This window comes from Arthrobacter stackebrandtii (assembly GCF_017876675.1).
GTDB classification, from domain to species: Bacteria; Actinomycetota; Actinomycetes; order Actinomycetales; family Micrococcaceae; genus Specibacter; species Specibacter stackebrandtii.
Genome location: NZ_JAGIOI010000001.1, coordinates 1,600,258 through 1,624,383, shown reverse-complemented (window position 1 = coordinate 1,624,383; position 24,126 = coordinate 1,600,258). Strand labels below are relative to the sequence as shown.

The window sequence follows — 24,126 nt, the reverse complement described above, 5'->3', positions numbered from 1 at the left end:
CCCGCATGCCATAATCATGAGCAAACGTGCCGAACGCGGCAAGCTACACATTGAGTTTGGGGAAATCTGTGGATCAACTGATCGTGACCGATGGCGCCGCTTCTGGTCGACGTCATTCCCTGCGCCCCGCGCCTGGCGTTGGACCAGTTGGGGCTGCCGCCGCTTTTCATGACGGGCAGGTGCAGTCATGGCTGAAATAACCCCAGGAGGAAACCCCCAGGCCACTGGGACCGCGGCGCCCGCAGTTACTCCTGCCGCGACCGAGCCCGCCGAGGCTCCGGCCAAGCCAAACGAAGCTGTTGCCACAACCGGTGTGGACGCTGCGACGTACGGCCGCAAGACAGGGCGCCGCCGGCAGGTATCCAGCCGTATGGACTCCCCGTTTCGCACCGGCTTCCTCCTGACACTTGGCGGCCTGACGGCCCTCGTCCTGAGCTTTGCCGTGCAGGATCTTGTCAGCGTCATCATCTACATTGTGGTGGCCCTATTCATTTCCCTCGGCTTGAATCCCGTGGTGGTGGCGCTGCAGAAGCACGGGATGGGACGGCCGGCGGCCGTCGCCACGGCCTTTGGCCTGGTCATTGCCGTCATAGCACTGCTCCTGAGCCTGGTGATCCCCACCGTGGTGGATCAAATTGCGCAATTCGTGCAGTCTGTTCCGGCCATGGTCCGGGACTTCCAGGGCACCGGAACGTACGCCTGGCTTGAGAAACAGTTCAGCGATTCGTTGAACGGGATACTCGCCGACATTCAGACCTTCCTGAGCAACCCCGGCAATATTGCCGCCATTGGGGGCGGAGCCCTGCAGGTGGGCGCTTCCCTGCTCAATGCGGGCAGCGGCCTCATTGTGATTCTGGTGCTGACCCTGTACTTCCTGGCCTCGCTGCCGCAGATGACAGCCGCCATGTACACACTGGTCCCGGCCCGCGACCGCGGCAAGCTGGCGGAACTGACCGAACAAATCACCGGATCCGTGGGGTCCTACGTCGGCGGCATGATCATTCTGGCGTTCATCAACGGCTCGCTGGTGGGCATCCTCTATGCCATTCTGGGCCTGCCTTTCGCACTGCTGATGGGCGTCGCGGCTCTCTGCATCACCCTGATTCCCATGATCGGCACGGTCCTGTTCTGGGTGATCGGCACAGGCATGGCGCTCTTCACGGGCCTCACGCCCGCCATCATCTTCGCCATCGCCTACCTCATTTACATGCAGGTCGAGGCATATGTCATGACACCCCGCATCATGAACCGCGCCGTGTCCGTTCCGGGACCGCTGGTCATCATCAGCGCCGTTGCGGGCGGCACCCTGATGGGCCTGCTGGGCGCCTTCATCGCCATTCCTGTCACGGCATCACTCCTGCTGATCATCAGGCAGGTGTGGGTGCCGAAGCAAAACGCCAAGGTTTAGGGCCGCCTGGGGGATCCGCACCCAACCGCGGCCGACGCCGGAAGGCGAGTGCCGCCGTCGTGCCTGGCCATGGAGGTGGCCGGGCCGGGCAGGAATCCGGGCACCGTTCAGGCACCGGCGCTAGGCTGGCCCCATGGACACTTCGGGAACGCAGTCAACAGAGACGGAATTCAGCACCAAGGGCACCTACGTCACTGGTGAGGAGTACACGCGGGACACCAACTACATCGAAACGCGGATCACGCGCGGCGGCGAGGACGGCTACCCGGTGGAGGCCGGGCGGTACCGGCTGGTCGTGTCCAGGGCATGCCCATGGGCGCACCGCTCCACGATCGTCCGCCGCCTGCTGGGCCTGGAAGACGCCATTTCCATCGGCGTCACCGGCCCCACGCACGACGTCCGCTCCTGGACCTTCGACCTCGACGAAGGCGGAGTTGATCCGGTCCTGGGCATCGAACGCCTGCAGGATGCGTACTTCAAGCGCACCCCCAACTACCCGCGCGGCATCACCGTCCCGGCCATTGTCGACGTGCCCAGCGGCGCCGTGGTGACGAACAACTTCCCGCAGATCACCCTCGACTTCTCCACCGAGTGGACCGAATTCCACCGCGAGGGCGCCCCGGATTTGTACCCGGAAGCGCTGCGCGAGGAGATGACTCCGGTCATGAAGCGCATCTTCACCGAGGTCAACAACGGCGTCTACCGTTGCGGGTTCGCCGGTTCGCAGGAGGCCTACAACGCGGCTTACGAGCGCCTGTTCGTTGCCCTTGACTGGCTCGAGGAACGCCTTGCTGGCCAGCGCTACCTCATGGGCGGCTCCATCACCGAGGCCGACGTGCGGCTCTTCACCACGCTGGTCCGCTTCGACGCCGTTTACCACGGGCACTTCAAGTGCAACCGCAACAAGCTCACCGAAATGCCGGTCCTCTGGGCCTACGCGCGCGACCTCTTCCAGACCCCCGGATTCGGCGACACCGTGAACTTCGCGCAGATCAAGGACCACTACTACATCGTCCATGAGGACCTGAACCCCACCCAGATTGTCCCGCTCGGCCCGGACACGTCCGGATGGTCGACGGCGCACGGCCGCGAGTCACTGGGTGGGAGCCCCTTCGGGTCCGGGACGGCGCCCACTCGCCCGGTTGACGCGTAAGACCGCTTGGTAGAACGGCCTTAGATGTGGAAGGGGGCCGTCATGGCCGCTGAGTTTGATATCGAGGCCCGCTGGCCGGATTTGTTTGAGCAGCCCAGCGCTGAAGTTTTCCCTGCGACGACGGTTGGCCGGGCGAAAGCCGGTCAAGCAACGCAAGAAGCGTGGCCTGTCAGCGGGAAGCTGACAGGCCACGCTTCTTGGCGGGACGCCGCGCGCCGGGTGGTTAGACCAGGACCTTCAGTCCGGTGTTCCAGTTGAACGTCTCGAACTCCGGGTTGGCCTGCAGCGTCATGAGCAGGAACTGGAATCCCTCGAGTTCGCGTGAACGCTTGAGTGCGCCCACAACGAGGGGGCGCATGCCGCCGTCGAACATCAGTGAGGCCACGGCAGCGGTGGCGTCGGTGTTGTCACCGGCAATGAAGCCGTCCAGCTTGTGCCCGCCTGCTTCACCCGCGACCAGGGTGCCGGCGAAGTTCGTGTTGAAGGCCTTGACAACGTTGCCGGGGGTCAGTGCGGCAATCTCCTCGGCGGCCGAAGTGTCCGGTGCCACCACCAGGGAATCAAAGGTTTCAAAGTTCACGGGGTTCGTGATGTCCACGATGGTCTTGCCGGCCAGCGCCTCGCCGTAGGCCGTGACGATTTCCTTGGCCGCATCGAATGGTACTGCGAGAACCACAATGTCGCCCGACGGGACCTGGCCCACTGCGCCGGAGGTGGTGTTGCCGCCCAGTTCTGCGGCAACGGCGGCGGCCTTGCCGGCATCGCGGTTGAGAAGTTCTACGGTGCGGCCGGCGGCGAGTGCCCGGGCGGCAATTCCGCGGGCCATGTTTCCGGTTCCGATGATGGTGACTGTGCTCATGATGTTCCTGCTCTCTAGGATTAGCTGGAAGTTATTTACTTGAAGCTACAACTAAATAATAGACGACATTGCTTGAAGCGTCAAGTAAAAACTTCTGGCGGCCGACCGGCTCTCCATTTCGCTTCGGGAAACGTGAAAAGATGGCGCCATGACTGACATGGAACCGCGCTGGCTCAATGGACAGGAGCGCGCCGCCTGGCTGGCCCTGTTCTCCGTCACCACTTTGCTCCCGGGCGCCATCGAGGCCCCGCTGCAGCAGGAGGCCAAGCTGTCGCTCTTTGAGTACAACGTGCTGGCCATGCTCTCAGAGGCCGACGGTGAGGCCCTCCCCATGAGCGAGCTTGCCGCCCGCACCTCCGCTTCATTGTCCCGGCTGTCGCATGTGGTGAAAAAGCTCCAGGCCCGCGGTCTCGTGCAGCGTTCCGTCCACGCCGCCGACGCCCGCGTCACCGAGGCTGCCATTACCGGCGTGGGCATGGCGCTTATTCGCAAACTCGCGCCTGCCCATGTGGAAACTGTGCGGGAATTCGTCTTTGACCAGCTGGGCCAGAAGGATGTCGATGACCTTGCCCGCATCGGACGCAAGATCGTGCGGGGCCTGGATGAAGCGCACTGGACGCTGCGCCCGGAGCGGCCGCGGGCCTGAGGGCCGCAGTGCCCTCGGGGTCGGCTGAATGCGGCTCGGGCTGCGAACCTGCCAAGCGTGACTCTGCCCACATTCCGCCCTGAAAAGTCCCGGATTTTTGCTGCGACCACGACGCGAAGAGGCTAATAGGTCAGCAAAACTTTGCCTAATGGTGAAATGTTCCCCTAGTGTTAGCTAAGGCTTGCCTAAACGTGGCATGCCTTGCCGTTGGGGTCACCGTTAGGAATCGACATGGAATTTTCGCGCCGCCAAGGTCTCAAGCTGGGCCTTTCAGTATCGCTCGCAGCCCTCGGAGTGGGCCTGGCAGGCTGCTCCACGGGAACAGTCGGCGGCACCGAAACCCAAAATGCACCCGCTGCGGCAGACAAGTTCCCCGTCACGGTCAAGCACATCTACGGCGAGACCGTCATCAAGGCCGCACCCCAGCGCGTGGCCACGGTCTCCTGGGTCAATGACGACATCGCCATTGCCCTCGGCGTCATCCCCGTCGGCATGCCCAAGAATGAATGGGGCGGCAACGAGCAGGGCTCCGTGCCGTGGAAGGATGCGGCCCTGGAGAAGGCCGGCGCAGCCATCGGCACCGAGAAGTCCCCGGTCCAGTACTCCGAAGAGGACGGCGTGAACTTCACAGAGATCGCCAAGACCAGCCCGGACATCATCCTCGCCGCCTACTCGGGCCTGACGCAGGAGGACTACGACAAGCTGTCCAAGATCGCCCCCGTCATCGCCTTCCCGGAAGCCGCGTACGGCACCGCCTGGCAGGACTCCACCACCATGATCGGTGCCGCGCTGGGCCGCTCACAGGCCGCCAAGGATCTCATCGCCGCCACGGAAAAGACCATCGCCGAACAGGCCGCCAAGTACCCGGCCATCAAGGGCAAGACCTTCATCTACGGCAACCTTGAGCCCGCCAAGAGCGACGGCGTCAACGTCTACCTCTCCGGCGACAACCGCCCCAAGTTCCTCACCAGCATCGGCATGGAGCTGGCGCCCGTGGTGGTCGAGGCAGAGAAGAACGCCGACGGCTTCTTCATCCCCTGGTCCGCAGAGAAGGCCAACGAGCTCGACTCCCAGGTCTTCGTCAGTTGGGTGCCCGACTCCAAGACCAAGGAAGCCATCACCAAGGACCCCCTGCTGGGCCAGATCCCCGCCGTCAAGTCCGGTGCCTTCGTGGCCGATTCCGACAACACCCTCACCCTGGCCATTTCCGCATCTTCCCCGCTGAGCCTGCCCTGGGCGCTTGACGCGTTCCTGCCCCAGCTCGCCGCCGCGGCCGAGAAGGCCTAAGGGCGGACCGGTGGGCGGCGCAGCGCCAACGGTGGCGGGAGGAGTGGCCATGCAGGAGGGAACAGCGGCGGAAGGAACGTCCGTTGCCGGAAGCGCGACGCCGGACACCGCCTCCCAGCCCTCCGCCGCTTCCGCTGTGCCCACCCAGGCGGGTGCGCGGACGGCGCCGGGGCCCGCCCCGTCGCTGGCGGCCAAGGGCTTCAACACCCGCCGCCGACTGTGCTGGCTCGCTGTCCTGGGTGCCGCCCTGCTGCTCGTAGCACTGGCTTCGCTGGCCATCGGCGCCCGCAGCATCGCACCTGCCACGGTGCTGGATGCACTGTTCGCCTTTGACCCCGCCAACGGCGATCATGCCGTGGTGCTTTCCCGCATCGTGCGCACGGTGGCCGGGCTCGTGGTGGGGTTGTCGCTGGGCCTGGCCGGGACCTCCATGCAGGGCGTGGCCCGCAACCCGCTGGCCGATCCGGGCATCCTCGGCGTCAACGCCGGAGCCTCCCTGGCCGTTGTTTCCGGCATCTTCTTCTTCGGCGCCGCCGGCGTCTCCAGCTATCTGTGGTTCGCCTTCGCCGGAAGTGCGGTGGCCGCCGTCGTTGTTTATCTTGTGGCAAGCCTGGGCCGCAGCGGCGCCACGCCGGTCAAGCTCGCCCTGGCCGGTGCAGCGGTTGCCGCCGGGATGGGCTCGCTCATGAGCGCCATGCTGGTCTCGAGCCAGGACTCGCTGGAACTGTTCCGGCGCTGGCAGGTGGGCGCCCTCGCCGGGAAGTCCTGGGATTCCATTCTGGCCGTGCTGCCGTTTGTTGCCGTGGGCGTGGTGATTTTGTTGTGCACGGGCCGCCTGCTCAACACCCTCGCCCTGGGCGATGACATGGCGCGCGGGCTGGGCCAGCGCCCCGGAGTGGGACGTGCCGTGTCGGCCGTCGGCATCGTGCTGTTGTGCGGCTCCGCGACCGCCCTGGCCGGGCCCATCGGCTTCATCGGGCTCATTGTGCCGCACCTGTTGCGCGGACTGGTGGGTCCGGACTACCGCTGGCTGCTGCCACTTTCCCTGCTTGCCGCACCGGCCGTGCTGTTGGCGGCCGACGTGGCGGGCCGCGTCATCCTGCTCCCCAGCGAGGTGCCCGCCGGCATTCTTGCCGCAATCATTGGCGCGCCGGTCTTCATCGCCGTGGTGCGCCGCGGAAAGCAGGCCGAGCTGTGAGCCTCCTGGAGAAGAACGCCATGCCCAACGCCGCGCCGCCCGTGGTGGACGGCGCCTGGCTGCGCGGGCAGCGCAAGGCTCCTGCCCGGCGTCGGGCATGCATCATGGGCGGCATGGCCGTGCTGGTGTTCGCGCTGTTGGCCGTGAACGTCCTGCTGGGAAGTTTCACTGTCACCGTTCCCGATCTTCTGGCCATGCTGGGCGGGGAGAACATTCCCGGTGCCAGCTTCATCGTCATGGAAAACAAGCTGCCGCAGGCGCTGCTGGGGCTGCTTGCGGGGGCATCGTTTGGTGTGGCCGGTGCGGTGTTCCAGACCATGCTGCGCAACCCGCTGGCCAGCCCGGACATCATCGGCATCAGCTACGGGGCCAGCGCCGCGGCGGTGGCCGCCGTGGTGCTTTTTGGGATTCGCGGGGGCGGTGTTTCGGCGGCGGCAATCGTCGGGGCGCTCCTGGTGGCGCTGCTGATCTCCGTCCTGGCGCGCGGCCGGGGCGGCACAGGCCTGATCCTGGTGGGGATTGGAGCGGCGGCGTTCATGCAGGCTGTGGTCACCTTCCTGATGTCCCGGGCGGACATCAGCAGCGCCCAGGAGCTCATGGTGTGGCTGACGGGGTCGCTGAACTCGGCGAACTGGGAGCGCGTGGGCATCCTGGCCGTCGCGCTGGTGGTGCTGGCGCCGCTGGTTGCCCTTGGCGGGCGCGAGCTACGCGGTTTGTCGCTGGGCGACGACACCGCAGCCGGGCTCGGCTTCAACGTGCCGCGGGCCCGCCTGCTGCTGATCGTCCTCGGCGTGCTGCTTGCGGCATTCCCCACCGCCGCCGCGGGACCGATCGCCTTCGTGGCGTTCCTGTCCGGACCCATCGCCAAGCGGCTGAACGGGGGAGCGGCGAGCCTGCCGCTGTCCGGACTGGTGGGGGCGGCCATTGTGCTGGCCGCCCACTTTGCCGCCGTCAACGCCGTCCCTGGAACGTCGCTGCCGGTGGGCGTTGTCACGGGTGCGCTCGGGGCACCGTTCCTGCTGTGGCTGCTCATTTCATCCAACCGTGCCAACCAAGGAGGCTGAGATGGCTTTCACAACACAACAGCGTGCCGCCGGTCTTTCTGCCGGAAATCCTGCCGGCCAACTGCGCGCCGCAACCCTGTCCGCCAGCGGCCTGACACTGGGCTACGGGGACCGGCAGATTGTGGACCAGCTGGACGTGGAACTGCCCGCAGGGAAGGTGACCATCATTGTGGGAGCCAACGCCTGCGGCAAATCCACGCTGCTGAGAGGGCTGGCCAGGCTGCTGGCGCCAAGTGCCGGCGTCGTGCATCTGAACGGGGCCGACATCCACAAGGTGCCCACCCGCAAGCTGGCGCGCGAGCTTGGCATTCTGCCGCAATCGCCCACGGCGCCGGACGGCATCAGCGTTGCCGACCTGGTGGGGCGGGGACGCAGCCCGCACCAGGGCTGGTTCCGGCAGTGGACGGCGGCCGACGACGACGCCGTGGCCGCCGCGCTCAACGTCACCGGCACGGCCGAGCTGGCCGGGCGCAACATTGACGAGCTGTCCGGCGGGCAGCGCCAGCGTGTGTGGATCGCCATGGCGCTGGCGCAGGAAACAGAGGTGCTGCTGCTGGACGAACCCACAACCTACCTGGACCTGGCGCACCAGGTGGAGGTGCTGGACGTGGTCTCCGAGCTCAATGCACGGCGCGGGATCACGGTGGCGATTGTGCTCCACGACCTCAACCTGGCTGCGCGTTACGCGGACCACCTGGTCGCCATGAAATCAGGTGCAATCGTGGCTCAGGGGGCGCCGTCCACGGTGCTGACGGCGGAGCTGGTGCAGGAAGTCTTCGGGCTGGAATCGGTGGTGGTGGCAGACCCCGTGGTGGGCACGCCCATGGTGGTGCCCATTGGGCGCCGGGCGGCCCTGCTGGCGGATGCCGCGGCAAAGAAGTTGCAGGATCTTGAGATGGTTCCCGAATCGGAAGGTGTGCAGGCATGAGTTCAACGGTTGAGGAACGGGCTGTGGATGCAGTGGCCGGGGCCGGCGGTGCGGCAGGGGATGGGATTCGGCCCATCCGTGCCTTTGAGCTTGAAGTCAGTGCCGTGGAGCAGCTGACGCCGCACTTCCGGCGGATCACCTTTCGGGGCGCCGATTTGGACTTGTTTGGCTCCAATGCCGACGGGCAGACCCTGGACCTGCGCATCAAGGTCATGATCCCCTCGCCGGGGCACCCGCTGCCGGCGCTCAGCGCGGACCGCGGCTCGCTGCGGGACGACTGGTACCAAAAGTGGCGAGAGCTGGATGAGTCCGTGCGCGGAGTCATGCGCACCTACACCGTCCGGGCCCTGCGCCCTGCGGTTGCCGCCGCGGGCGGGCGTCCGGCAGTTCCGGCCGAACTGGACGTCGACTTTGTCCTGCACCTGGACTCTGGGCAGGCAGACGGCAGCCCGGGTGCCGCATCAGGGCCGGCCGCCGAATGGGCCGCCGCAGCGCAGCCCGGTGACGCCATGACGGTCATCGGCCCGTGCGCACGCTGGGGCGACTGCGTGGGGATCGAGTTTGCGCCGGGTTCTGCTGAGAGGGTCCTGCTGGTGGGCGACGAGACGGCCGTTCCCGCGATCGCCGCCATCCTGGAAAACCTGCCGGAGCATGTGAGCGGCCACGCCGTGCTGGAGGTTCCCTCGGCAGCGGACTTCCTGGACCTGAGCGTGCCGCCGGGTGTTGAGGTGCGCTGGCTGGCGCGTGGGGACGGGGCCCACGGTGAGTCGCTGGCCCGGAGCGTTGGGACCATTGTTGTCCCCGCCGCCTGCGATGTTGGCGAGGAGCCCGAGGACGTGGATGTTGATGCCACGATCCTCTGGGAAACCCCTGCCGCTTCGTCCGGGCACGGCCTGTATGCGTGGCTGGCGGGGGAGGCGGCAACCATCCGGGGGCTGCGCCGCTACCTGGTGCGCGATGTCGGCATGGACAGGAATTCGGTGGCCTTCATGGGGTATTGGCGCAAGGGCCAGGCCCTGCCGGGATAGCGTTTGGCCGCGGCTGCTGACAGGGCGCCGGAAGCGGAGCATAATTTCATGTGTCCGATCCAATCCCCACTTCAGGAGTGCCATCATGACAGTACGCCTCAACCCCTACCTGAACTTCCGCGACAGCGCCCGCGGCGCCATGGAGTTCTACCATTCAATCTTCGGCGGCACCCTGGACCTGAGCACCTACGCCGAGATGCCCATGTTTGACGACCCCGCCGAGGGCAACAAGATCATGCACGCCATGCTGACCGGCGACAACGACATCGTCCTGATGGGCGCCGACGTCCCCAACAGCATGGAAATCAGTGCCAACTCCAGTGTCTCCCTCAGCGGTGACGACGAGACGGTGCTGCGCGGCTGGTGGGACGCCCTTTCCGACGGCGCCACGATCGGCGAGCCCCTCACCAAGGCCCCGTGGGGCGACACCTTCGGCATGCTGACCGACAAGTTCGGCGTGCCGTGGATGGTCAACATTGCCGGCACCCCCGGGGAAGGACAGGCGTGAGCCCTGCTGCTGTCCAAACCATCACCAATGCGCTGATCTTTGACGGCACCTCGCCCGAGCTGGTGGCCGGTTCCATCGTCATGCGCGACGGCGCCATCGCGGCGGTTGGGCAGGTGGCCCCGGAAGGGGAGGTGCTCGATGCGTCCGGGAAGGTGGTGGTCCCGGGGCTCATCGATGCGCACTTCCACGCGTACGCCGTCGGGCTTGGCGGCATGGAAGTGGAGCGCGGCCCCCTGAGCTACGCCGCCCTGGCCGGATCGCTGCGCCTGGGCAAGGCGCTGCGCCGCGGCTTCACCACGGTGCGCGACGTGGCCGGCGGTGACATCGGCCTGGCAAAGGCCGTGCGCGAGGGACTGTTTGCCTCGCCGCGCTACCTGTTCACCGGCCCGGCGCTGAGCCAGACCGGCGGGCACGGGGATCCACGCGCCGAGGACCTTGACCTGTGCTTCAGCCACGGCCACATGTGCGACGTTGTGGACGGTGTGGATGAGCTGCGCAAGGCCGTCCGCAACCGCTTCCGCACGGGCGCGCACGCCATCAAGATCATGACCTCCGGCGGGGTGGTCTCGCTGACCGACCCGATCCGCGTGCCGCAGTATTCGGCCGAGGAGATCAGGGCCGTGACCGAGGAGGCGGGGCGCCGGAACCGCTATGTGGCCGCGCATGCCTATTCGCCCGAGGCCATCCGGCATTCGGTGGAGAACGGGGTGCGGAGCATTGAGCACGGCAACCTGCTGGACGCGGAAACCGCCGCGCTGATGGCCGCGCACGGCAGTTTCCTGGTGCCCACCCTGGCCGCCTACTACGCGATGGACCGCTTCGGCGAAGAACTGGGGCTGCACCCCGTATCGCAGGCGAAGAATGTGGAGGTGCTCTCCGCCGGCAAGACCGCGATTGAGCTGGCGCTCGCAGCCGGCGTCAAGGTGGGCTTCGGATCGGACCTCATGGGAGCGCTGGAAACCGAGCAGCTGGCCGGCGTGCGGCTGCAGGTCGAGGCCGCCGGGATGCTCGAAACGCTGAGGTCCATGACATCGGTCAATGCGGAGCTGCTGCAGGACCCGCTGATTGGGCGGATCGGCGTGGGCGCCCATGCCGACGTGCTGGTCCTGGACGGCAACCCCTTTGAGGACGCCTCCGTGCTGTGGGACGAGTCGCGCCCGCGAACGGTCATACAAGCTGGCCGCGTGGTGGCCTGACACCTGCCCCTAACCCGTGACGATCTCGCAGCAATGGCTGGTTTTCCCCGGACGCTCTCGCACACCCTGCCAGGGTGTGCGAGAGCGTTTGCAATTAATCAGCCATTGCTGCGAGAGCGTCCTGGGTGGGCGCGTGTTAGTGGGGGAGTTGGGCCAGGATTCTTGCCAGTTCGGCGCGGTCCTCGGGGGAGAGCCGGGCAAAGTACTCGCTTGACTTGTCGCGGCGCTCCGCCTGGACGTCCGCGAAGAGCTTTTTCCCGGCACCGGTGGCCACAATCAGTGTTGCCCGCCGGTCCGTGGGGTCCGGTTCCCGCCGGACCAGCCCCTTGACCTCCAACTGGTCCACCACCTCGGTGGCGGAACGGGGGGCGATGCGCAGCCGGTCCGCCAGGTCCTTCAGTCGGACGTCCGCCGCAACGTCGCAGGCGGAGCCTGGGCGGCCGGAGCCGCCGCGCCCACGGAGCAGGGTCATGAGCGCCCGCCACTGGTGCGGGGTCAGCTCCCAGGGGGCCAGCTGCTCGGCCCAGGTGCGGCGCAGGCCGCGGAATGCAGCGTGAAAAAGTTCGCCAAGGTCCGGCGCATCGTCAGGGGAAGCCATGCCGCCAGCATACCAATATTGACACGCAACCACATAGTGAGGTAACCTCTCTATTAGTTGGTGCGAGTCCCGCACCCCGCACACCATTTGGAGGTGGCGCCCATGAGGGAGAAAACCCGAACTCAAAAACCTGGCCGTGAAGACACCGGCACTTCTAACTTCAACGCCCGCGGCGAATATGGCGGCCGCGGCCCGGGCCGCATCAATCCGGCCGACAAGAAACAAATCAAGCTGCACCCCGTGAACCCGAAGCGCATCGCCGCCCTGTTCGCACCGCACAAGGCGACCATTGCCGTCGTCGTGCTTCTCATCAGCGCCTCAAGCCTGATCGGCCTGGCGCAGCCGTTCCTGGTCCGCGGCATCATCGACGAAGCGCTGCCCCACAAGGACCTGCGGCTGCTGGGGCTGCTGGCCGGCGCCATGATCGCCGTGGCCGCCGCAACCGCCGTCATCGGCGTGGTCCAGACCTGGATGACCACGGGCATGGGCCAGAAAATCATGCACACGCTGCGCACCCGGCTGTTCACGCACCTGCAGAAGCAGTCGCTCGCGTTCTTCACCAGGACCCGCAGCGGCGAGGTGCAGTCGCGCCTGAACAACGACATCTCCGGCATGCAGTCCGTCATCACCTCAACGGCCACCGGCATCGCATCCAACGTGACCACCGCCGTCGCCACCGCGGCCGCCATGATCGTCCTCTCGCCGCAACTTTCGCTGCTCTCGCTCTTCGTGATCCCGCCCGCCGTCTGGTTCTCCCGCCGCGTGGCCCTGCTGCGCCGCGACATCACCTCAACCATGCAGGCCGAGCTCGCCACCATGAACACCTACGTGGAGGAAGGCCTGAGCATCTCCGGCGTGCGCCTGGCCAAAACCCTCGGCACCACGGGCCGCGACGCCGCCCGCTACACCGAAAGCTCCGAGCGCCTGATCGGCCTGGAACTGCGCTCACAGCTGGCCGGTCGCTGGCGGATGGCCACCATGAGCATCATCTTCTCCGCCATCCCCGCCCTCATCTACTTCGCCGGCGGCCTGCCCGGAACCACCCTGAGCATCGGCACCATCGTCGCGTTCACGGCCCTGCAGTCCACCATCTTCCGGCCCATCATGGGCCTGCTGAACCTCGGCGTGCAGTGGGTCAGCGCCATGGCCCTGTTCTCCCGCATCTTTGAATACCTGGACCTCGAGCCGGAGATCAAGGCCCCTGCCCGCCCGGTTGCGCTGGACCCTGAGACGGTGCGCGGCGAAGTCCGCTTTGAAAACGTCCATTTCGCGTACGACGGCGGCCCTGATGTTTTGCGCGGCATCAACCTTTCGCTTCCGGCCGGCTCGGGCACCGCCGTGGTCGGCCCCACCGGTTCCGGCAAGTCCACGCTGGGTGCCCTGCTTCCTCGGCTGCACGATGCCACCGGCGGCCGGGTCACGATCGACGGCGTGGACGTCCGCGACATAGCGCCGGATGTGCTGGCCCGCATTGTGGGTGTGGTGTCGCAGGAGAGCTACCTGGCCCACGCCTCCATCCGCGAAAACCTGTTGCTGGCCGCGCCGGACGCCGACGATGCCACCCTCTGGAAGGCCCTGGCTTCTGCACAAATCGCAGACCTTGTGGCCGGACTCCCTGACGGGCTGGACACCCTGGTCGGCGCCCGCGGCCACCGCTTCTCCGGCGGCGAGCAGCAGCGCCTTGCCATCGCCCGGACCATCCTGCGCAACCCGCGCGTGCTGGTCCTGGACGAGGCCACCTCCGCACTGGACAACACCACCGAGGCTGCCGTGCAGCTGGCACTGGACCACCTGGCCGTGGGCCGCACCACCCTGACCATCGCCCACCGCCTCACCACGGTGGAGGATGCGGACCAGCTCGCCGTGCTTGCGGGCGGCGAACTCGTGGAGGTGGGAACGCCGTCGAACCTCCGCAGCGCCGGCGGAGCCTACGCTGCGCTCATCGCGGCAGGCGAAGAACTGGAACTGGCTTCCTGAGCGGTCCGGCCATCCGGCGCCGCGGTTGAAAATGCCGGCCTGGCCGGCCCGGGCAGGCGGCTACGCCTGGCCCGCCGCCGCACGCCGCGAAACCAGCAGCGTGCCAAGCCCCAGCGCACACGCCACACCAAATGCCATGGCATAGCCGGCCTCGCCAAGGCCCAGCAGGGCGGCAAAAACTGCACCCACCACGGCCAGCATGGTTGCCGTCAACAGGGTCTCGCTCAGTTGCAGGGCAGACGCATTGGCGCCCTGCTCGCTCGGCGCAGATTCGCCCAGCACCACCACCGACTGCGTCGGGTAGGCCACACCAATGCCGAATCCGGCAGCAGCCCAGCCCACCCACGCAATCCAGACGGGCCAGCCGGGGATGAGCACCAGCGCGGCAACCAACATGCCGAACAGCATGAACGCAGCGCCCCAGCGCAGCGACTGTCCCGGCCGCAACGTGCCCCGTCCCGCCAGCCATGCGCCCACCGCCCACGTTATGCCACCCACCGTCAGGGACAGCCCGGCCAGCCATGCCGGCAAGCCGCGCTGGTCGATCATGAACAGCGGCAGGTAGACGTCAGCAATCGTGAAACCGGTGCCCATCAGCCCGCGCATCAGGATGAGCGAGGGCAGGCCGTGCGCCGCCCGCCACATTCCCCTCGGCAGCAGGACATTCACGGCCACCGCAAGAAGCACGACGGCGGCACCCAGCTGGGCGGGCCACCACGGCTGCACGAGGGTCGTGGCATCGCCGAGCATCAGCACCGAGGCGGACGCCACCACCGCCCAGGCCGGCTTCCACCAAAGGCGGGCGGACCAGCGGGAGCCGGGCATCGCCGTCGTGCGGGGCACGGCATCCTCCCCAGCCACATTCATGCCGCTGCCACGGCTGCCGCGCAGCAGAAGGGCCACGGCGGCAATGGCCAGGACGGGTACGGTGCCAAACACCCAGCGCCAGCCAAAGTGGTCGGTGACCACACCGCTCAAGGCGGGCCCAACGATGGAGGGCAAGAGCCAGGCAGCGGCCAGGGCGCCAAACATCTTGGGCCTCAGGTGCGCCGGGAAGACCCGGGCGATGCCCACGTAGAGGGCGACGCCGTCGAGCCCGGAACCGAAACCGGTCAGGGCGCGCGCCGCCACCAGCAGTTCCATGGTGGGGGCCCACGCGGAAAGGAACATGCCCAGCACATAGATGCCCACGCCGGCCAGCAGTGGCATCTGGGGCCCGGACCGGTCAATCCAATGGGCGGCAAGGGTCATCGAAACAATGGAGGTGGCCATGGTGATGCCAAACGCCAGGCCGTAGAGCGGCAGCCCGTCGAGCTCCCTGGCGGCCGCCGGCATGGCCGTCGTGACGGCGGCGAAGGAGTAGGCCACCATGAATGCCAGGCCGAAAAATCCCAGGGTGGCGCCACGGTACTGCCCGCCCCAGATGGTCGCGGGGGAGCTCACGCGGGGAACTGGAGGAACGAAGTCATAGGATTAGCCTAATTAATGGTTGAGACAACAAAAGACCGCAATCGGATGACGGCCGCTGCCAGACTGCGGCCACAAGGAGCAGGCGTGGAATTTTCGCAACGGTACGTGGCATTGGGCGATTCATTCACGGAGGGCCTCGGCGACACGGACGCGGCCCTGCCCAACCAGGTCCGCGGCTGGGCGGACCGGGCGGCTGAGCAGCTGGCACTGGCCCATTCGGAGGAGAGCTGGGGCTACGCCAACCTCGCGATCCGCGGCAAGAAGATGAGGCAGATCCTCTCCGAGCAGATCGACGCGGCTGTGGCCCTGAATCCCACACTCGTCACCATCTACGCCGGCATCAACGACATCCTGCGCCCCAAGGTGGACATTGACGCCATGATCGCCGGGTACTCTGACGGACTGGGCAAGCTGGCGGCAACGGGCACGCGCCTGCTCATTTTCACCGGCTACGACGCCAGCTCCTCGAAGGTCTTCTCCAGCATCCGCGGACGCACCGCCGTCTACAACGAACTGGTCCGCGAGGTTGCCGAGACCCACGGCGCCGAACTTGTGGACTACTGGCGCTTCCGGGAGTACAACGACTGGCGCCTGTGGGGGATCGACCGCATGCACATGTCCACCCCCGGACACATCAACATGGCCAACCGCGTGTTGGAGCAGATCGGTGAAACCGTGCGCATCCCCCTCCCCGAGCTGCCGCCCATTCCCGTCAAGACCTCGGCGGAGGTCCTCAAGGACAACGCCGCCTGGACCAGGGAATACGTGGGGCCCTGGGTCAGCCGCCGCCTGCGCGGGGTTTCCTCGGGCGACAATCTCAGCGCCCGGTACCCGGCCCTGCGCAGCCCGCTCGCCTGAACTGCTCCGGCCGGTTGTCGGGGGCCGGCATCGGCTGAAACTCAAAGATACGTAGTAATTACCGATGTGTGCGCCGTGCCATGTCCGTAGTGTCGGAAACAACGACACACGGATTACTGGTTTACGGAAAGAGAGCACCACGATGGCTGATATTGCGGGAGCGACGTTGCAGGCGGCGCCGGAGACATTGCGTGAAGCCTTGCGCAACATGCGGCAGCTTCGCGACACCGACGCTGCTTTTTTACGGGTTGGCTTCCCTGCCGGCCAGCAGGCGTCCGCCGACCGCGACATCAGGGGCATCTGGCCGTCCTGACACCTTGAAACAACCCTCGCCCTGCGCGCCTGCCGCGCCGCGGGCCATGTCCGGGCAAGGGTGTGGTATGTCAATTAGTCATATCGGCCGGGAGCAACTAGACTGGTTAGGCGCTAGGTGGCGCGGAGCGTGTGCAATTGCTCCGGTTTGCGGTGATTATCCTCCCGCGGGCCGGTAGTTAGGGGCTCAAGTTGCGTGCATTCGGGTATTCGCCGGAGAGCACTTCTTCTTTTTCAATCATGAAAATGTTGTGGGAAGAATGCTGTCCCGGGGCGGACGCCGCCGAAGCGCACGGTTTGCACCAGTGAGCCGTATCCACATATTTAACTAGGAGTGATCATGGCAGCACACTGCCAGGTGACCGGAGCCGAGCCGGGCTTTGGGCATAGCATTTCGCACTCGCACCGCCGCAACAAGCGCCGGTTCGATCCGAACATTCAGAAGAAGCGCTACTGGGTTCCGTCCCTGCGCCGCAATGTGACCCTGCAGGTTTCTGCCAAGGGCATCAAGGTCATCGATGTACGCGGTATTGACGCCGTTGTTGCACAGATTCTGGCACGTGGGGTGAAGCTCTAATGGCAAAAGACAAGGACGTACGTCCGATCATCAAGCTGAAGAGCACCGCGGGTACCGGTTTCACGTACGTGACCCGCAAGAACCGTCGTAACACTCCGGACCGCCTGGTCCTGAAGAAGTACGATCCCAAGATCCGTCAGCACGTTGAATTCCGAGAGGAGCGCTAAGACTATGGCCAAGAAGTCCATGATCGCGAAGAACGAGCAGCGCAAGGTCATCGTAGAGCGTTACGCCGAAAAGCGTCTCGCCCTCAAGAAGGCCCTCGTTAACCCCGCCTCCACTCCGGAAGAGCGCGAAGCAGCCCGCCTGGGCCTGCAGAAGCTCCCCCGCAACGCCTCACCGGTACGCGTTCGCAACCGCGACGCCATCGACGGCCGCCCGCGTGGAACGCTCCAGAAGTTCGGCATCTCCCGTGTACGCTTCCGCAAGATGGCGCACGCTGGCGAACTGCCCGGCATCAAGAAGTCCAGCTGGTAATCACTGATTTCCGGCAGTAAAAAAGGGCGGTCACCTTCGGGTGGCCGCCCTTTTTGCCGCCCTTCGACTCTTCCGTTGGTCCGGGCCGGCACTCCTCCGGCCCCCCGAAGCAGCCGCGCATTCGCCCCATCTGCGAGGCGGCCGTGTGCTGTGAGTCGCGTGTCATCGGGGGCCCGCAGGTCGCACCCGAAGGTGCCGCAAGGCGGCTCAGCAGGCCCAAAACGCTCGGCCGAGAGCGAAAAAACCCGGCAACACGGGGAAAATGACCCTGAAAACGCCGAAAAATGCGGAAATTTACCGGAATCTCGCGGAATTGCTGGTAAGTTCGCTAGCAGTGGTTGACACGCAACCGCGTGGAATTGGATTCACTTGACGTCCAGGAGGACAAACATGGCTAAGAACCGTAGCGAACTGGTTGCTGAAGTTGCTGCAAAGGCTGAGACCAGCCAGACCGCAGTGAACAGCGTTTTGGATGCACTCTTCTCCGTTTTCGAGAGCTCCGTTGCAGCCGGCGAAAAGATCACCATCCCGGGCTGGCTCTCCGTTGAGCGCACCGACCGTGCAGCTCGCACCGGCCGCAACCCGCAGACCGGTGAGACCATTCAGATCGCCGCAGGCCACAGCGTCAAGCTGTCCGCCGGCTCCAAGCTGAAGGCTGCTGTCAAGAAGTAATTTCTTCGCAAAAGCATGTGTGCAGGCGGTCTCCCCACGGGGTGGCCGCCTTCACCTTTTAAGCGGTGCCTCCGCCGGCGCCACACCGCGACCCTTTCCTGAGAGCTCCCTGATTCGTCCGATGTTCACCGGGTGCGGGAGAATAGGTGGTGTGTCACCCGTAGACTCTTCCCCCGCAACCACCGCCCGCACAGCTCCGGCCACCCCGGGGCACAGCTTTGCCAACGGCATCCGCAGCCGCTGGTGGTGGTTGGGGCTGGCAGCCGCCATGGCCGCCGTCGTCCTCTCCCTGCTTTGGACAGGTGCGACGGCGGTCCAGGACATGGCTGATCCCGGCGCCTTCACGAGGTGGGGCCTCCCCATGGCCACCACCATCCACAACGTGGCCCTGTCCACCGTGATCGGTGCGCTGGTGTTTGCCGTGGTGATCCTGCCGAAGGACCTCAAGCCGCACCGGCCACGCACCGGCAGCCACAAGCAGGATGCTGCCAAGCGTGCGCCGGAGCCGGAACATCCCGCGTTCACCCGGGCCATGACACTGGCCATGGTGGCGGGCGGCGTCTGGACCGTTGCCGCGATTGCCGTGCTGGTGCTGACGTACTCCAGTATTTCCGGGCTGGCGCTGGCCGGCACCACCGAATACACCAACATGCTGGTGTTCTTCATGACCGAACTGCCCGTGGGCCAGGCCTGGCTGATCATCACGATTGTGGCCGCCGTCGTGACCACGCTGGTCATGGGGCTGCGCAACATCAGCGGGCTGGCGGTGCCGCTGGTGCTGGCCATGCTGTCGTTCGTGCCGCAGGCGCTGATCGGGCACTCGGCCTCGAGCGCCGACCACAAGGGCGCGGTCAACTCGCTGTTCCTGCACGTCTCCGGCGCGTCGCTGTGGGTGGGCGGCATCATCGTCCTGGTGGTGGTGTCGCAACTGCTGGGCGCCATCACGGCCCAGACGCTCAAGCGCTTCTCGGCGCTGGCGCTGTTCTCCTTCATCCTGGTGGCGGGCTCCGGCATCATCAACGGCGCCATCCGCATCACCAACTGGCATGACCTCTTCTACTCTTCCTACGGCCAGCTGATCCTGGCCAAGTTTGCCGCCGTCGTGGTGCTGGGCACCGTCGGCTACATGCACCGCGAATGGATCATCCCCCGCCTGGAGGGAGGCACCAAGCAGGGTGCCAAGCCGGCCACCCACGGCGGCCCCGGCACCCGCCGCCTGCTCTGGCAGCTGATCTTCGTGGAGTTCCTGGTCATGGGCGCCGTCAGCGGCATCGCCGTGGCCCTGGGCCGTTCCGCCCCGCCGCAGTCGCGTGAGCTGTCCGCGGAGGCGCTGACCCCCGCACAGATCCTCACCGGCTACCCGCTGCCGCCCGAACCGCAGCTTTCCAGCTGGTTCACGGAGTGGCGCTTCGACTGGTTGTGGGTGGCCTTTGCCGTGCTGGCCGGCACCGCCTACCTGATGGGCGTCACGAAGCTGCGCCGGCGCGGTGACAAATGGTCCGTGCTGCGCACCGTCTCGTGGTTTGCCGGCCTGCTGGCCCTGGTCTACATCACCTCCGGCGGCCCGGCCGTCTACGGCGCCGTGACCTTCAGCGCCCACATGATCGAGCACATGGCCCTCATGGCCATCGCCCCGCTGTTCCTGGCCATGGGCTCGCCCGTCTCGCTGGCGCTGCAGGCCCTGGCCCCGCGCCGCGACGGCTCCCGCGGCATCCGCGAGTGGATCCTGGTCCTGGTCCATTCCTGGTACTCGAAGATCATCACCCACCCGCTGTTTGCCGCTGCGAACTTCTCCGGCAGCCTGATCCTGTTCTACTACACGCCGGCTTTCGACCTGGCCATGAAGTACCACGTGGGCCACGAGCTCATGATCGTCCACTTCACCCTGACCGGCTACATCTTCGTGCAGAGCATGATCGGCGCCGACCCCCTCCCCACCCGCGCCCCCTACCCGCTCAGGCTGCTCCTGCTCCTGGCCACCATGGCGTTCCACGCATTCTTCGGTGTCTCGCTCATGATGTCCACGGCGCTGCTCTCCGGCGACTACTTCGGCAACATGGGCCGGCCCTGGGGCGACTCCGCACTCATCGACCAGCAAACAGCGGGCGGCATCGCTTGGGGCATCGGCGAGTTCCCCACCCTGATCATTGCCCTGGGCGTCGCTTACATGTGGTCTAAGTCGGATGCGCGCGAGACCAAGCGCAGGGACCGCGCCGCCGACCGGAATAACGACGCCGACCTGGGCGCTTACAATGACATGTTCGCGCAGCTGGCAGCCCGAGACGCTGCAATGTCCCCGGCCCAGTCCGGACCCGCGCTGCCGCACCTGGGCAGGCCGCATGAGAAGCACGACGGCGCAGCCCCGGCCCGGGCGGGCGGCGGCACCCCCGGTGCACCTTCCGCAGCAGACGGCGCACCGGCCGATGCAACCCCCACCGATGACCCGACAGCCGCCCCGCAGGGCGCCCAGCAAGGAGAAGCAAAGTAGTGGATTCCGCAACGAAAACCAGTTCCGTCCGTGTCCGGGCCTCCGAGCTTGAGGGCCGAGGCTGGCTCAATACCGGCGGCGTGGAGCTTGGCCTGGACAAGCTGCGCGGCAAGATCGTCATCCTGGACTTCTGGACGTTCTGCTGCATCAACTGCCTGCACGTCCTGGACGAGCTGCGCCCGCTTGAGGCGCAGTACAAGGACGTCCTGGTCACCGTGGGCGTGCACTCGCCCAAGTTTGAGCACGAGGCGGACCCCGTGGCCCTGGCCGCAGCCGTGGAACGCTACGACATCACCCACCCCGTCCTGGACGACCCTGAACTGGTCACCTGGCAGGCCTACTCGGCCCGCGCCTGGCCCACCCTGGTGGTGGTTGACCCCGAGGGCTACATCGTGGCGCACCTCTCCGGGGAAGGACACGCAGCAGGCCTGGCCTCGCTGATCCCCGAACTCATCGCCGAGCACGAGGCCAAGGGCACACTGCATCGCGGCGACGGCCCCTACGTGGCGCCCGAGCCCGTGGCCCGCGACCTCCGCTTCCCCGGCAAGGTCCTGCCGCTGGAGAGCGGCAACTTCCTGGTCTCCGACACCGGCCACCACCGCCTCGTTGAGACCGGTCCGGACCTGGCCACCGTGGTGCGCACCATCGGATCCGGTGCCAAGGGCTTCCGCGACGGCAGCGCGGAGGAGGCGGAATTCAACGAGCCGCAGGGACTTGCGCTGCTCCCGGGCGCGCTGGCGGCGGAAGTCGGCTACGACGTCGTCATTGCCGACTCCGTCAACCACCGCCTGCGCGGGATCACCCTGGCCACCGGCGAGGTCCGCACCCTGGCCGGCAACGGCGTGCAGCGCCTGCTCGAGGCCGGGCCAGCCCGCGTCAATGACGACGGCGCGCCCGCCTCCGAGACCGAGCTCGGCTCCGAGCCGCTCGAGGTGGCGCTGTCCTCGCCGTGGGACGTGGCGTACTCGCACGTGCTGGAGACGGTCATCATCGCGATGGCCGGCACCCACCAGATCTTCGGCTTCGCACCCGCCACCGGCGCAGTCACCGTGGTGGCCGGCAACGGGCTCGAGGGTCTGTTGGACGGACCGGCGGAGCAGGCCTGGTTTGCCCAGCCTTCCGGCGTGACCGAGGACGCCAAGGGCAACATCTGGATCGCAGATTCGGAGACCTCGGCACTGCGCGTGCTGAAGTTTGCCGACGGCGGCGCAACAGTTGAGACGGCCATCGGCGAGGGGCTCTTTGACTTCGGCTTCCGGGACGGTGAGGCCGCCCAGGCACGCCTGCAGCACCCCCTCGGCGTGGCCGTGCTTCCTGACGGTTCCGTCGCCGTCGCCGACACCTACAACGGTGCCGTGCGCCGCTACGACCCCGCCGCAAAGACCGTCAGCACGCTGGCGCGCGGCCTGGCTGAGCCCAGCGACGTGCTGCTGGACGAATCGGGCGAGGTGCCGCTGCTCATTGTGGTGGAGGCCAACCGCCACCAGCTGATCCGCCTGCCGCTGCCCAAGAACGCCCTGCAGGTCGACGAGGGCGCCGCCCAGACGCAGCGGCCCAAGACGCCAGTGGCCGCCGGCGAACTGGCGCTGACCATCAACTTTGCCGCCCCCACGGGGCAGAAGCTGGATGACCGCTGGGGCGACCCCACCCAGTTGAAGGTCTCCTCCACGCCGCCGGAACTGCTGCTGGGCGGCGAGGGAACCTCCGTGGGGCTGGCGCGCACACTGGTGCTGAACCCGGACGTGCCCGAGGGTGTGCTGCACTTTACGGCCCGCGCCGCAGCATGCGACGGGCCGGAGGACGCCAACGGCGAGATCCCGGACCACGCCGCCTGCCACCTCTACCAGCAGGACTGGGGCATCCCGGTGCTCATCACCGCCGACGGCGCCTCCGAGCTGGCACTGGACCTCCGCGGCGTCCAGTAACAGCCGCACCACAGCGCAGCCCCCTCCAATGGAACTTTGGAGGGGGCTGCCCTAGTCTGGGATGGATGGCGACGACCGCCATCGCTTGCCTGACCGGGTGGAGGGGAAACCCATGCAGGACCTTCAAGAAACTGCTCTCAAACCGCTGAACAAGATGTCCGTGGTCTCGGCCGCCATGACGGCGGTGGCCATCGCCTGCCTCGTCTTCTTTGGGATCTCCGCGGTCTTCGTGTTTGCCGTGGGCCCGGGCCACATCGCGCTCCAGCAAATCAAGTCACGCGGCGAACGGGGACGTGCGCTCGCCCTGGGCGCCCTGGCAGTCAGCTACGCCTTTGCCGCCTACGCGCTGGTGACCGCGATTGTCTACGTCTTCGCCGTCATGCCGATACCGGGCTAAACACAGGCGTCGTCAGCCAAGCCCTCAACGGGGGTGGAGGCGTCGTTGCCTGCCATCACCACGAGGGGCCCGGGCGCGTCAGTAGTCGAGAACCGGGGTGACGTTGACGTCGGTTCCGTTGATGCTCAGGGTCGCGGAGAACGTGAAGTCGGACGGCACCTTCACATCCGTGATCAAGCCGGTGAACAGGTTCTGCTCCTGGTAGGCAACCTCGGCCTTGCCGGTCAGCGGCGCCAGCACCCACTGCCCGCCGTACGGCGTGATGCTGATGGTGGGGTACTCCAGAATGGACCACTTCACGTCCGACACCACGCGGTTGTCCGTGCTGGCGCTCATGGGGCAGCCCGTGGGCATCAGGACGGCCTGTTCCGTGCAGGCGTCGAGGTAGCTGCGGATGGTCCCGTCCACCTGCGACAGCAGCTCGCTCGTGGGCCCGGTGGCCAGTCCGACGGCGGACACCGCACCTTGGCCGGTCACGGCGCTCGCCACGGGGGGAGCGGCGAAGAGCGGGGAGCGGTACTCAAATTCGTAGCGGCCCGGGTAAAACACGGCGAAGGAGTTGCGACCGTCCGGCATGTTGACGTCCACACCGTTGATGGACGCCTGGTTGGCGTTCACCACGGAAACATCGACGTGGGGGAGCGTGCCGGGAACCATCTGCCAGGTGTCGAAGAACAGCCACTGCTTGGAACCGGACACCAGCTTGAATTCAGTGGAATAACCGACGTCGTCGATCGTGTAACTGACGGTGACGATCTTCTGGCCGTCGGGGCCGTCCACGGCGTCGCCGATGGTGAGGTCCTTCAACCCCTCCATGGAGGCGGACAGGGCTGCCCTGTCCAGGCCGGCCGCGTTGCCGGCGGGGACCTTCGCCTGCAGCAGGCCCAGCGCCTTCGCGCCGTCGCCGGCCTCGAGCGCTTTCAGGTAGTGCGAAACCGTGCCTTCGGGACCAAAGCTTTTGTTGTTGACGACCACGATCGTGACGATGCACGCTGCCAATGCCAGCATGAAGATCATGAGCCATGTTGCGGTCGTTTTAATCAATTGGGTCCCGTTCTTCATCCCGTCCACTGTACCGGTTTCAGACTCTGTGACCTCAA

The 24,126-nt window shown here is 66.5% G+C and carries 24 protein-coding genes; 20 read left to right on the top strand and 4 right to left on the bottom strand.

Annotation, left to right across the window (positions count from 1 at the left end; all coding sequences use genetic code 11):
• Positions 1 to 187: 187 nt before the first annotated feature.
• The gene (locus JOF48_RS06790; RefSeq protein ID WP_245346430.1) at positions 188 to 1,408 is read left to right on the top strand and encodes an AI-2E family transporter; all 1,221 of its coding nucleotides are present in this window, start codon (positions 188 to 190) and stop codon (positions 1,406 to 1,408) included.
• Positions 1,409 to 1,541: 133 nt separating this feature from the next.
• Complete coding sequence (locus JOF48_RS06785; protein WP_209678772.1) at positions 1,542 to 2,561, top strand: glutathione S-transferase family protein; 1,020 nt, start codon at positions 1,542 to 1,544, stop codon at positions 2,559 to 2,561.
• 223 nt (positions 2,562 to 2,784) lie between these two features.
• On the opposite strand, the gene JOF48_RS06780 is transcribed toward JOF48_RS06785, so the two are convergent.
• The gene (locus JOF48_RS06780) at positions 2,785 to 3,420 is read right to left on the bottom strand and encodes an NADPH-dependent F420 reductase (RefSeq protein ID WP_209678769.1); all 636 of its coding nucleotides are present in this window, start codon (positions 3,418 to 3,420) and stop codon (positions 2,785 to 2,787) included.
• Between the two features lie 148 nt (positions 3,421 to 3,568).
• Here JOF48_RS06780 and JOF48_RS06775 point away from each other — a divergent pair, with 148 nt between their 5' ends.
• The 8 genes from JOF48_RS06775 to JOF48_RS06740 all read left to right on the top strand — a co-directional run bounded on the left by JOF48_RS06775 (position 3,569) and on the right by JOF48_RS06740 (position 11,275).
• Positions 3,569 to 4,066 carry a MarR family winged helix-turn-helix transcriptional regulator gene (locus tag JOF48_RS06775; protein WP_209678767.1) on the top strand — a complete coding sequence of 166 codons (498 nt, stop codon included), beginning with the start codon at positions 3,569 to 3,571 and terminating at the stop codon, positions 4,064 to 4,066.
• 231 nt (positions 4,067 to 4,297) lie between these two features.
• Positions 4,298 to 5,353, top strand: a complete 1,056-nt coding sequence (locus JOF48_RS06770) for an iron-siderophore ABC transporter substrate-binding protein (protein ID WP_209678765.1) — start codon at positions 4,298 to 4,300, stop codon at positions 5,351 to 5,353.
• 49 nt (positions 5,354 to 5,402) lie between these two features.
• On the top strand, positions 5,403 to 6,551 hold the full coding sequence (locus JOF48_RS06765) for a FecCD family ABC transporter permease (RefSeq protein WP_209678762.1): 1,149 nt from the start codon (positions 5,403 to 5,405) through the stop codon (positions 6,549 to 6,551).
• A gap of 104 nt (positions 6,552 to 6,655) precedes the next feature.
• Entirely contained in the window at positions 6,656 to 7,615 is a 960-nt protein-coding gene (locus JOF48_RS06760; protein WP_245346799.1) for a FecCD family ABC transporter permease, read from the top strand.
• 1 nt (position 7,616) lies between these two features.
• The gene (locus JOF48_RS06755) at positions 7,617 to 8,543 is read left to right on the top strand and encodes an ABC transporter ATP-binding protein (protein WP_209678759.1); all 927 of its coding nucleotides are present in this window, start codon (positions 7,617 to 7,619) and stop codon (positions 8,541 to 8,543) included.
• Positions 8,540 to 9,571 carry a siderophore-interacting protein gene (locus JOF48_RS06750; RefSeq protein ID WP_209678756.1) on the top strand — a complete coding sequence of 344 codons (1,032 nt, stop codon included), beginning with the start codon at positions 8,540 to 8,542 and terminating at the stop codon, positions 9,569 to 9,571. Before JOF48_RS06755 ends, JOF48_RS06750 begins: the two co-directional genes overlap by 4 nt.
• Positions 9,572 to 9,656: 85 nt before the next feature.
• Positions 9,657 to 10,079 carry a VOC family protein gene (locus JOF48_RS06745; RefSeq protein WP_209678754.1) on the top strand — a complete coding sequence of 141 codons (423 nt, stop codon included), beginning with the start codon at positions 9,657 to 9,659 and terminating at the stop codon, positions 10,077 to 10,079.
• Complete coding sequence (locus tag JOF48_RS06740) at positions 10,076 to 11,275, top strand: metal-dependent hydrolase family protein (RefSeq protein ID WP_342591172.1); 1,200 nt, start codon at positions 10,076 to 10,078, stop codon at positions 11,273 to 11,275. The genes JOF48_RS06745 and JOF48_RS06740 overlap by 4 nt, the downstream gene beginning before the upstream one ends.
• 136 nt (positions 11,276 to 11,411) lie before the next feature.
• Here JOF48_RS06740 and JOF48_RS06735 read toward each other — a convergent pair whose 3' ends face one another.
• A complete protein-coding gene (locus tag JOF48_RS06735) occupies positions 11,412 to 11,873 on the bottom strand; it encodes a MarR family winged helix-turn-helix transcriptional regulator (RefSeq protein WP_209678751.1) in 462 nt (153 codons plus the stop codon).
• A 102-nt stretch (positions 11,874 to 11,975) separates the two neighbouring features.
• Here JOF48_RS06735 and JOF48_RS06730 point away from each other — a divergent pair, with 102 nt between their 5' ends.
• Entirely contained in the window at positions 11,976 to 13,850 is a 1,875-nt protein-coding gene (locus JOF48_RS06730) for an ABC transporter ATP-binding protein (protein WP_209678748.1), read from the top strand.
• Between the two features lie 60 nt (positions 13,851 to 13,910).
• On the opposite strand, the gene JOF48_RS06725 is transcribed toward JOF48_RS06730, so the two are convergent.
• The gene (locus JOF48_RS06725; protein ID WP_209678745.1) at positions 13,911 to 15,293 is read right to left on the bottom strand and encodes an MFS transporter; all 1,383 of its coding nucleotides are present in this window, start codon (positions 15,291 to 15,293) and stop codon (positions 13,911 to 13,913) included.
• A gap of 111 nt (positions 15,294 to 15,404) precedes the next feature.
• On the opposite strand from JOF48_RS06725, the gene JOF48_RS06720 reads away from it, so the two are divergent.
• From JOF48_RS06720 to JOF48_RS06680, 9 genes are all read left to right on the top strand, one after another.
• Positions 15,405 to 16,178, top strand: coding sequence for an SGNH/GDSL hydrolase family protein (locus tag JOF48_RS06720; RefSeq protein WP_209678742.1), 774 nt, complete (start codon positions 15,405 to 15,407; stop codon positions 16,176 to 16,178).
• A 142-nt stretch (positions 16,179 to 16,320) separates the two neighbouring features.
• Positions 16,321 to 16,491: a hypothetical protein gene (locus JOF48_RS06715; protein WP_209678739.1), complete on the top strand. Its 171-nt coding sequence runs from the start codon at positions 16,321 to 16,323 to the stop codon at positions 16,489 to 16,491.
• A gap of 339 nt (positions 16,492 to 16,830) precedes the next feature.
• Complete coding sequence (gene rpmB / locus JOF48_RS06710) at positions 16,831 to 17,067, top strand: 50S ribosomal protein L28 (protein ID WP_113716244.1); 237 nt, start codon at positions 16,831 to 16,833, stop codon at positions 17,065 to 17,067.
• On the top strand, positions 17,067 to 17,234 hold the full coding sequence (gene rpmG / locus JOF48_RS06705) for a 50S ribosomal protein L33 (RefSeq protein ID WP_044574616.1): 168 nt from the start codon (positions 17,067 to 17,069) through the stop codon (positions 17,232 to 17,234). The genes rpmB and rpmG overlap by 1 nt, the downstream gene beginning before the upstream one ends.
• A gap of 4 nt (positions 17,235 to 17,238) precedes the next feature.
• Entirely contained in the window at positions 17,239 to 17,544 is a 306-nt protein-coding gene (rpsN, locus tag JOF48_RS06700; RefSeq protein WP_203314155.1) for a 30S ribosomal protein S14, read from the top strand.
• A 390-nt stretch (positions 17,545 to 17,934) separates the two neighbouring features.
• Positions 17,935 to 18,216: an HU family DNA-binding protein gene (locus JOF48_RS06695; RefSeq protein ID WP_203314156.1), complete on the top strand. Its 282-nt coding sequence runs from the start codon at positions 17,935 to 17,937 to the stop codon at positions 18,214 to 18,216.
• 268 nt (positions 18,217 to 18,484) lie between these two features.
• Complete coding sequence (locus tag JOF48_RS06690; RefSeq protein ID WP_245346795.1) at positions 18,485 to 20,704, top strand: bifunctional copper resistance protein CopD/cytochrome c oxidase assembly protein; 2,220 nt, start codon at positions 18,485 to 18,487, stop codon at positions 20,702 to 20,704.
• Positions 20,704 to 22,629, top strand: coding sequence for an NHL domain-containing thioredoxin family protein (locus JOF48_RS06685; RefSeq protein WP_209678732.1), 1,926 nt, complete (start codon positions 20,704 to 20,706; stop codon positions 22,627 to 22,629). The genes JOF48_RS06690 and JOF48_RS06685 overlap by 1 nt, the downstream gene beginning before the upstream one ends.
• Before the next feature lie 112 nt (positions 22,630 to 22,741).
• On the top strand, positions 22,742 to 23,026 hold the full coding sequence (locus JOF48_RS06680; protein WP_209678729.1) for a DUF4190 domain-containing protein: 285 nt from the start codon (positions 22,742 to 22,744) through the stop codon (positions 23,024 to 23,026).
• 78 nt (positions 23,027 to 23,104) lie between these two features.
• Here JOF48_RS06680 and JOF48_RS06675 read toward each other — a convergent pair whose 3' ends face one another.
• Positions 23,105 to 24,088 (bottom strand): hypothetical protein, encoded by a 984-nt coding sequence (locus JOF48_RS06675; RefSeq protein ID WP_209678727.1) that lies wholly within the window; start codon positions 24,086 to 24,088, stop codon positions 23,105 to 23,107.
• Positions 24,089 to 24,126 lie beyond the last annotated feature (38 nt).

Excerpts from the sequence above, each read along its gene's own strand:
- JOF48_RS06790 (WP_245346430.1), top strand. The coding sequence starts at position 188 with ATGGCTGAAATAACCCCAGGAGGAAACCCCCAGGCCACTGGGACCGCG.
- JOF48_RS06785 (WP_209678772.1), top strand. The coding sequence starts at position 1,542 with ATGGACACTTCGGGAACGCAGTCAACAGAGACGGAATTCAGCACCAAG.
- JOF48_RS06780 (WP_209678769.1), bottom strand. The coding sequence starts at position 3,420 with ATGAGCACAGTCACCATCATCGGAACCGGAAACATGGCCCGCGGAATT.
- JOF48_RS06775 (WP_209678767.1), top strand. The coding sequence starts at position 3,569 with ATGACTGACATGGAACCGCGCTGGCTCAATGGACAGGAGCGCGCCGCC.
- JOF48_RS06770 (WP_209678765.1), top strand. The coding sequence starts at position 4,298 with ATGGAATTTTCGCGCCGCCAAGGTCTCAAGCTGGGCCTTTCAGTATCG.
- JOF48_RS06765 (WP_209678762.1), top strand. The coding sequence starts at position 5,403 with ATGCAGGAGGGAACAGCGGCGGAAGGAACGTCCGTTGCCGGAAGCGCG.
- JOF48_RS06760 (WP_245346799.1), top strand. The coding sequence starts at position 6,656 with ATGGGCGGCATGGCCGTGCTGGTGTTCGCGCTGTTGGCCGTGAACGTC.
- JOF48_RS06755 (WP_209678759.1), top strand. The coding sequence starts at position 7,617 with ATGGCTTTCACAACACAACAGCGTGCCGCCGGTCTTTCTGCCGGAAAT.
- JOF48_RS06750 (WP_209678756.1), top strand. The coding sequence starts at position 8,540 with ATGAGTTCAACGGTTGAGGAACGGGCTGTGGATGCAGTGGCCGGGGCC.
- JOF48_RS06745 (WP_209678754.1), top strand. The coding sequence starts at position 9,657 with ATGACAGTACGCCTCAACCCCTACCTGAACTTCCGCGACAGCGCCCGC.
- JOF48_RS06735 (WP_209678751.1), bottom strand. The coding sequence starts at position 11,873 with ATGGCTTCCCCTGACGATGCGCCGGACCTTGGCGAACTTTTTCACGCT.
- JOF48_RS06730 (WP_209678748.1), top strand. The coding sequence starts at position 11,976 with ATGAGGGAGAAAACCCGAACTCAAAAACCTGGCCGTGAAGACACCGGC.
- JOF48_RS06715 (WP_209678739.1), top strand. The coding sequence starts at position 16,321 with ATGGCTGATATTGCGGGAGCGACGTTGCAGGCGGCGCCGGAGACATTG.
- rpmB (WP_113716244.1), top strand. The coding sequence starts at position 16,831 with ATGGCAGCACACTGCCAGGTGACCGGAGCCGAGCCGGGCTTTGGGCAT.
- rpmG (WP_044574616.1), top strand. The coding sequence starts at position 17,067 with ATGGCAAAAGACAAGGACGTACGTCCGATCATCAAGCTGAAGAGCACC.
- rpsN (WP_203314155.1), top strand. The coding sequence starts at position 17,239 with ATGGCCAAGAAGTCCATGATCGCGAAGAACGAGCAGCGCAAGGTCATC.
- JOF48_RS06695 (WP_203314156.1), top strand. The coding sequence starts at position 17,935 with ATGGCTAAGAACCGTAGCGAACTGGTTGCTGAAGTTGCTGCAAAGGCT.
- JOF48_RS06690 (WP_245346795.1), top strand. The coding sequence starts at position 18,485 with ATGGCCGCCGTCGTCCTCTCCCTGCTTTGGACAGGTGCGACGGCGGTC.
- JOF48_RS06680 (WP_209678729.1), top strand. The coding sequence starts at position 22,742 with ATGCAGGACCTTCAAGAAACTGCTCTCAAACCGCTGAACAAGATGTCC.
- JOF48_RS06675 (WP_209678727.1), bottom strand. The coding sequence starts at position 24,088 with ATGAAGAACGGGACCCAATTGATTAAAACGACCGCAACATGGCTCATG.